Annotated in this window: 5 protein-coding genes and 1 pseudogene; all 6 read right to left on the bottom strand. The window is 61.8% G+C overall.

Annotation, left to right across the window (positions count from 1 at the left end):
• A pseudogene (locus tag WB402_RS08665) lies at nt 1-134 on the bottom strand (NADH-quinone oxidoreductase subunit NuoI); the annotation flags it as partial.
• Between the two features lie 18 nt (nt 135-152).
• Nucleotides 153-1,232: an NADH-quinone oxidoreductase subunit NuoH gene (gene nuoH / locus WB402_RS08660; RefSeq protein WP_424206921.1), complete on the bottom strand. Its 1,080-nt coding sequence runs from the start codon at nt 1,230-1,232 to the stop codon at nt 153-155.
• A complete protein-coding gene (gene nuoG, locus WB402_RS08655; RefSeq protein ID WP_424206919.1) occupies nt 1,229-3,652 on the bottom strand; it encodes an NADH-quinone oxidoreductase subunit NuoG in 2,424 nt (807 codons plus the stop codon). Before nuoG ends, nuoH begins: the two co-directional genes overlap by 4 nt.
• Nucleotides 3,649-4,935 carry an NADH-quinone oxidoreductase subunit NuoF gene (gene nuoF / locus WB402_RS08650; protein WP_424206917.1) on the bottom strand — a complete coding sequence of 429 codons (1,287 nt, stop codon included), beginning with the start codon at nt 4,933-4,935 and terminating at the stop codon, nt 3,649-3,651. The genes nuoG and nuoF overlap by 4 nt, the downstream gene beginning before the upstream one ends.
• A gap of 3 nt (nt 4,936-4,938) precedes the next feature.
• Nucleotides 4,939-5,448 (bottom strand): NADH-quinone oxidoreductase subunit NuoE, encoded by a 510-nt coding sequence (nuoE, locus tag WB402_RS08645; RefSeq protein ID WP_424206915.1) that lies wholly within the window; start codon nt 5,446-5,448, stop codon nt 4,939-4,941.
• Nucleotides 5,445-6,674 (bottom strand): NADH-quinone oxidoreductase subunit D, encoded by a 1,230-nt coding sequence (locus tag WB402_RS08640; RefSeq protein WP_424206913.1) that lies wholly within the window; start codon nt 6,672-6,674, stop codon nt 5,445-5,447. Before WB402_RS08640 ends, nuoE begins: the two co-directional genes overlap by 4 nt.
• Nucleotides 6,675-6,888: the final 214 nt, after the last annotated feature.

Genomic DNA, 6,888 nt, shown 5'->3' with positions numbered 1-6,888 from the left:
CTCATTGGCGTGCGTTCCTCCGGGTACTGAATCGTGATCTTGCGCGAGAACAAATGGCGGCCGGTGACCATCAGGCCCTTCACCAGCTCGAAGAGCAGGAACGTGTTCAGAAATCGTTTGAGCGCATTGACCATGTTCGTCGCCTCCTCCACTCAGTGGAAGATGAATCCCCATGGCGTGAGGAACATGACCGCCCCCATCACGCCGATCCACACCAGCGTCACAGGAATAAAGACCTTCCATCCGAGGCGCATGATCTGGTCGTAACGATACCGCGGAAACGTCGCGCGGAACCACAGGAAACAGAAAAGTATGAAACTCATCTTGAGCAGCAGCCAATGTATGCCGCCGCCGAGCACGGTGCCGATCACCGGCCATGCCAACAGCTTGGCGGGCAATATCCCCTCGAGCGGCGACAACCAACCGCCCAGGAACATGATCGAACACATCGCGGAAATCAGGATCATGTTGGCATATTCAGCGAGGAAAAATATCGCGAAGGCCATGCCGGAATATTCCACGTGAAAACCGGCCACGATCTCGGATTCACCTTCGGCCACGTCGAAGGGCGCGCGGTTGGTTTCGGCCACGCCGGAGATCAGATACACCAGAAACAGCGGGAACAACGGCCAGATATACCACTGATGCACGCCGCCCTGCTGGTGCAACACGATCTCGCGCAGATTGAGGCTGCCCGCCGCCATCAGCACGCCCACCAGGGCGAAGCCCATGGCGATTTCATAGGCGACGATTTGCGCCGCGGAGCGCATGCTGCCCAGAAAGGCGTACTTCGAGTTCGATGCCCAGCCGGCGATGATCACGCCGTACACGCCCATGGAGGTAAGCGCGAGAATGAACAGCAAACCGGCATCGATGTTCGCGAGCCATAAGTTGTCGGTGAACGGAATCACCGACCATGCGGCAATCGCCGGCCCGAACGTCAGAATCGGCGCAAACACGAACAGGAAACGGCTGGCCTTGGCCGGTACGATGATTTCCTTGAGCAGCAGTTTCAAGGCATCGGCCAGGGGTTGCAGCCAGCCCTTGGGACCGACGCGGTTCGGGCCGATGCGTACCTGCATGTAGCCGATGATCTTTCGCTCGGCGTAGGTCAGATAGGCGACGGACAATATCAGCGGCACGAGGACGATGAAGATCTTGCCCAGATTGAGCAGCAAGACCTGCGACCAGTCGGGGAACCAGCCCCAGATACCCAGAAAAAACTTGCTCATGAGGCGGCCCTCACGGTCACCGGTCCGTGCGCCCCGATCGTCACTGTCTCCGGATATCCGGACGGCGCCAGCACGCAACCGTCCGGCACGCGGTCGTCGACCACCAACTCCAGGCTCGCCGCGCCCTGCGGCGTGACCAGCTTAACGTTAGCGCCAGCCGCGAGGCCGAGTTTATCGGCCTGTGCCGCGTTCATGCGCGCCGCGGGCGGCGGATTGTCCGCGGTTTTCTGCAGTGCCGGCGCCCGGCGCACGATCGGATCCAGCGCGTAGATCGGCACCTCGGCGAGACGCATCAGCTGGCCGGCCGCCGGCACGGTCTCTTCCGTGGCGGCGATGGAGTAGGGAAACGCCGACGCGGCCGGCATGGCGTCCGGCAGATTCATTTCGCGGCGCACGTCATCCACTCCGTCCTGTTCGAAACCTGACAAGCCCAGATGATGACCCAGCATGCGCAGGATTTTCCATCCCGGCCGCGCCTCGGCAAGCGGACTGACCGCCGTGACGAATTCCTGGCACCGTCCTTCGGCATTGACGAATGTGCCGTCGGTTTCGGTGAAGGGCGCGAGCGGCATCCAGACATCGGCATATTCCACCGCGCTTGTCCGGTATGGCGAAGGTTTGAATGTCGTCAGCATGACGACAAACTCCGCCGCGCGCATGGCAGCAGCGGCGGCGGCTCCGTCGAGACAATCCAGTTCTGGTTCGAGGCCAAGAAGCAGACAGGCCTTGAGCGGCGCATGCAACATGCCGCGCGCCGTGTGTCCCGTCGTCACGGTTTTGCCCGCGGCGCCGCGGTGTGGCACACAACCCGCAAGCCACGCGCCCGCGCCGTTGGCGTCGGGAAGCTGCCCCAACTTGGCCCCACACAGGTCGGCAACATATTGTGCGAGCGAGCGCAAGGCGGCCGCTTGCGGATGGCTGAGCGCAAAACTTCCGAGCAGCACCGAAGCGCGCGAGCTCTGCTGCAGCGCCTCGGCCATGGCCTGCTCCGATACGCCCGGTTTGACGTCGCGGAAATTCTTGGCAAACGCGGCAGGCCATTCCGCCTTTTTGAGCACGCTCAAGGCGCGTGCCACGCCCGCCAGGGCGCGCACCATTTGTGCCGGACCGGAGATCAGCTTGCCGGCCAGCCGGTAACTAAAATCGTAATCGACCGGATTGATGGCGAAGACGCGTGCGCCTTTCAGCGCGCTCTTGCGCAGCCGCAGGTTGATCAGCGGCTGGTCCTTGCGCGGGTTTGCGCCGATCAGCAGCGCGCCGTCGAGGTTTTCGAGTTCGGCGATCGGCCGTCCCAGGGACGGAAACAGCGGCGCGGCGGCGTCATCGCTGAAATCCGTCTGGCGCAGGCGGTGATCCACGTTGCCGCTCCCCAGCGCGCGCATCAGCTTCTGCAGCAAATAGAATTCCTCGAGCGTGGAGATGGGCGAGGCCAGCGCGCCCAGACTTTCGGGCCCGTGCTCCTCCAACACCTTCTTGAATCCAGCGACAGTGAATTCGAATGCCGTGGCCCAGTCGGTTTCCTCCCATTCCGCGCCGCGGCGGATCATGGGCACGCGCAGGCGATCCTCGCCCTTCAGGGCCTCGTAACTGAAACGGTCGCGGTCGGCGAGCCAGCATTCATTGACGGCCTCGTTGTCGCGCGGCAGCACGCGCATCACGGTCCCGCGGCGCGCCTGCACGTTGATATTGGCGCCGACACAGTCGTGCGGGCTGATCGAGGCATGATCTTCGAGTTCCCACGGGCGCGCGGTATAACGGAACGGTTTGGAGGTGAGCGCGCCCACCGGGCACAGGTCGATTACGTTGCCGGACAGCTCCGAGTCCACGCTGCGGTCAAGGAAGGTGCGGATCTCCATATGCTCGCCGCGCCCCAGGCCGCCGAATTCCATCACGCCGGCAACTTCCTGTCCGAAACGCACGCAGCGGGTGCAATGGATGCAACGCGTCATGTCGGTGGAAATCAGCGGCCCGATGTCCCGGTCCTTCACGATGCGCTTGGCCTCGGCGTAGCGTGACACGTCCTTGCCGTAACCGAGCGCGAGGTCCTGCAGTTCGCACTCGCCGCCCTGATCGCAGACCGGGCAGTCGAGCGGATGATTGATCAGCAGGAACTCCATGGTGCTCTTTTGCGCGGTCCGCGCCCGGTCCGAACGGGTGCGCACGACCATGCCCTCGGCCACCGGTGTCGCGCAGGCGGGCAAGGGCTTCGGTGCCTTCTCCACGTCCACCAGGCACATGCGGCAGTTGGCCGCGATCGAGAGTTTGTTGTGGTAGCAGAAGCGCGGGATGTAGATGCCGGAGGCGTCGGTCACCTCGATCAGCATCTGCCCCTTGCGCGCCTGCAACCGCCGGCCATCCACTTCAATAGTCACCGTATCGGAGACCGGCGGTGTTTTGATGTCTTTCGGATTGGCGCTCATGCGTGGCTCCCGTGCGTGCCGGGCAGGCAGCGGCGATGTTCGATATGGTATTCGAACTCGCTGCGGAAATATTTTATGAAACTTTTCACCGGCCACGCGGCGGCATCGCCCAGCGCGCAGATGGTGCGGCCTTCGATGTTGGACGCCAGCTCCGTGAGCATGTCCAGGTGTTCGGGTCTGCCTTCCCCATGCTCGATGCGATGAATCACGCGCGACATCCAGCCGGTACCCTCGCGGCATGGCGTGCACTGGCCGCAGGATTCCTCATAATAGAAATGCGCAATGCGCGCGAGCGCACGCACCATGCAGGTGGTCTCGTCCATGACGATGACCCCGCCCGAGCCCAGCATCGATCCGGCCTTGGCGAGCGAATCGTAGTCCATGGTCACTTCCATCATGATCCCGGCCGGCAGCACGTTGGCCGAGGAACCGCCGGGGATCACCGCCTTCAGTTTGTGGCCGTGGCGCACGCCACCGGCCATTTCGAGCAGTTTCGCGAACGGCGTGCCCATCGGGACTTCATAGTTGCCGGGCTTGTTGACATGGCCCGAGACGGAGAAAAGCTTGGGACCGCCGTTGTTGGGCTTGCCGATATTCAGGAACCAGTCGGCGCCGTTTTTGATGATGTCCGGGACCGACGCCAGCGTCTCGGTATTATTAATAGTGGTCGGACGTCCAAACAGGCCGTAATTCGCCGGGAACGGCGGCTTGAACCGTGGCTGACCCTTCTTGCCCTCGATGGATTCGAGCAACGCCGTTTCCTCACCGCAGATGTAGGCGCCGGCGCCGAGATGCGTGTGCAGGTCGAAGTCAACGCCGGACCCGAGGATGTTTTTACCCAACAGCCCGGCACCATAGGCCTCCTTCAGCGCGGCCTCGAAGCGTTCATACGGTTCCCAGAATTCACCACGGATGTAGTTGTAACCCACGGTCGCGCCGATGGCGTAGCCGGCGATAGCCATGCCCTCGATCAGTGAGTGCGGGTTGAAGCGCAGGATGTCGCGGTCCTTGCAGGTGCCCGGTTCGCCTTCGTCGGAGTTGCACACGATGTATTTCTGTCCCGGCGCATTGCGCGGCATGAAGCTCCATTTGACGCCGGTGGAAAATCCGGCACCGCCGCGTCCGCGCAGCGCGGACTTCTTGAGATCGTCGATGATCTTCTCGGGCGTTATTTTTTCCTTGAGTATTTTCTTCCAGGTCTCGTAGCCGCCGGCACTCTGGTACGTCGCTAGCCGCCACGGCTGGTCGAGATGCAGAATTCTGAAACAGAGTTCGTTGGCCATGGGCTATTCCAGCTTGTCCAGGATCTCGTCCACCTTTTCGGGGGTGAGATGCTCGTGATAGGTCTTGTCGACCATCATCATCGGCGCACCGCCGCAAGCGCCCAGGCACTCGACTTCTTTCAGGGTGAATTTGCCGCCGGCGGAGGTTTCGCCCGGCTTGATGCCGAGCCTCGTTTCCAGATGATTCATGATGCGGCTGGAACCGTTCAGCAGGCAGGAGATGTTGGTGCACACGCAGACCTTGTGACGCCCAACCGGCTTCAGGTCGTACATGGTGTAGAAGGTCGCGACTTCATGCACGGCAATCGCCGGCATGTCAATATATTCCGCCACCGCCTCGATCAGGTCGGCCGGGAGCCAGCCACCGTTCTGTTCCTGCGCGATGCGCAGCGCCGCCATCACCGCCGCCTGCTTGCGGTCCGGAGGATACTTGGCGATCTCGCGGTCGATCTCGGTCCGCGACGGCTCCGACAGCAGTCCGATCTTCGATGCCGGTCTGGACTGGGCATTCATCGGTCGACGTCTCCGAAAACAATGTCGAGCGTGCCGATCACCGCGACCACGTCGGCGATCATGTGGCCGCGGGTCAATTCATCCATCGCCGCCAAATGCGCAAAGCCGGCGGTGCGGATCTTCACGCGGTAAGGCTTGTTGGCGCCGTCCGAGATCATGTACACGCCGAACTCCCCCTTGGGATGCTCGATCGCCGCGTAGGTCTCACCCTTGGGTACGCAGTAACCCTCAGTGAAGAGCTTGAAGTGATGGATCAGCGACTCCATGTCGCCCTTCATCTTTTCGCGCGGCGGCGGCGCCACCTTGCGGTCATCGATCATCACCGGTCCCGGATTCCGGCGCAGCCACTCCACGCACTGGCGGATGATGCGGTTGGACTGGCGCATTTCCTCGATGCGAATCAGATAACGGTCGTAGCAATCGCCGTTAACGCCGACGGGGATATCGAAATCCAGCCGATCGTAAACTTCGTACGGCTGTTTCTTGCGCAAATCCCATTCGACGCCCGAGCCGCGCAACATCGGACCGCTGAAACCGAGCTGCAAGGCGCGCTCGGGCGAGATCACGCCGATCCCGACGGTGCGCTGTTTCCAGATACGGTTGTCGGTGAGCAGCATTTCATACTCATCGATATGCTTCGGGAAACGCTCGGTGAAATCCCAGATGAAATCGAGCAACGAGCCCTCGCGATTGGCGTTCAGGCGCGTGATCTCATTCGTGTCGCGCAGTTTGGATGGCTGATACTGCGGCATCCTGTCGGGCAGGTCGCGGTAAACACCGCCCGGGCGGTAATAGGTGGCATGCATGCGCGCGCCGGACACTGCTTCGTAGCAATCGAAAAGATCCTCGCGCTCGCGGAAACAGTAAAGAAACACGGTCATCGCGCCGATGTCCAGGGCGTGCGCGCTGAGCCAGAACAGGTGATTGAGCAGGCGTGTGATCTCGTCGAACAGCACGCGGATATACTGGGCGCGAATCGGCGGCTCGATCCCAAGCAGCCTCTCGATCGCCAGCACATAACCGTGCTCGCTGCACATCATCGAGATGTAATCGAGGCGGTCCATGTAGCCGATCGACTGGTTGTAGGGCTTGGACTCAGCCAGCTTCTCGGTACCGCGGTGCAGCAGGCCGATATGAGGGTCGGCGCGCTGGATGACTTCGCCATCCAGCTCGAGCACGAGACGCAGCACGCCGTGCGCGGCCGGATGTTGAGGTCCGAAGTTCATCGTGTAATTTCTGATCTCAGCCACGAAGCTCAAGTCCTAGCGTAGACAATAATGTCGAATCGCCTTCGGCGATGACAAAAAGCAACTTGTGGGTGGCTGACCCACGGCAGGTTACTTTTCTTTGCTTACCCAAAGAAAAGTAACCAAAAGAAAGGGTACCCCGGAGCGCGCGCCGGCTTCGTCGGTTCCCTGCGTTCCTCGCCCCGCCGGGCGC

This window comes from Sulfuricaulis sp. (assembly GCF_049587675.1).
Classification (GTDB): Bacteria; Pseudomonadota; Gammaproteobacteria; order Acidiferrobacterales; family Sulfurifustaceae; genus Sulfuricaulis.
Note: the sequence above shows the minus strand (reverse complement) of the source record. Positions and strands in the feature narration are given on the sequence as shown.

Excerpts from the sequence above, each read along its gene's own strand:
- nuoG (WP_424206919.1), bottom strand. The coding sequence starts at position 3,652 with ATGAGCGCCAATCCGAAAGACATCAAAACACCGCCGGTCTCCGATACG.
- nuoH (WP_424206921.1), bottom strand. The coding sequence starts at position 1,232 with ATGAGCAAGTTTTTTCTGGGTATCTGGGGCTGGTTCCCCGACTGGTCG.
- nuoF (WP_424206917.1), bottom strand. The coding sequence starts at position 4,935 with ATGGCCAACGAACTCTGTTTCAGAATTCTGCATCTCGACCAGCCGTGG.
- nuoE (WP_424206915.1), bottom strand. The coding sequence starts at position 5,448 with ATGAATGCCCAGTCCAGACCGGCATCGAAGATCGGACTGCTGTCGGAG.
- WB402_RS08640 (WP_424206913.1), bottom strand. The coding sequence starts at position 6,674 with ATGAACTTCGGACCTCAACATCCGGCCGCGCACGGCGTGCTGCGTCTC.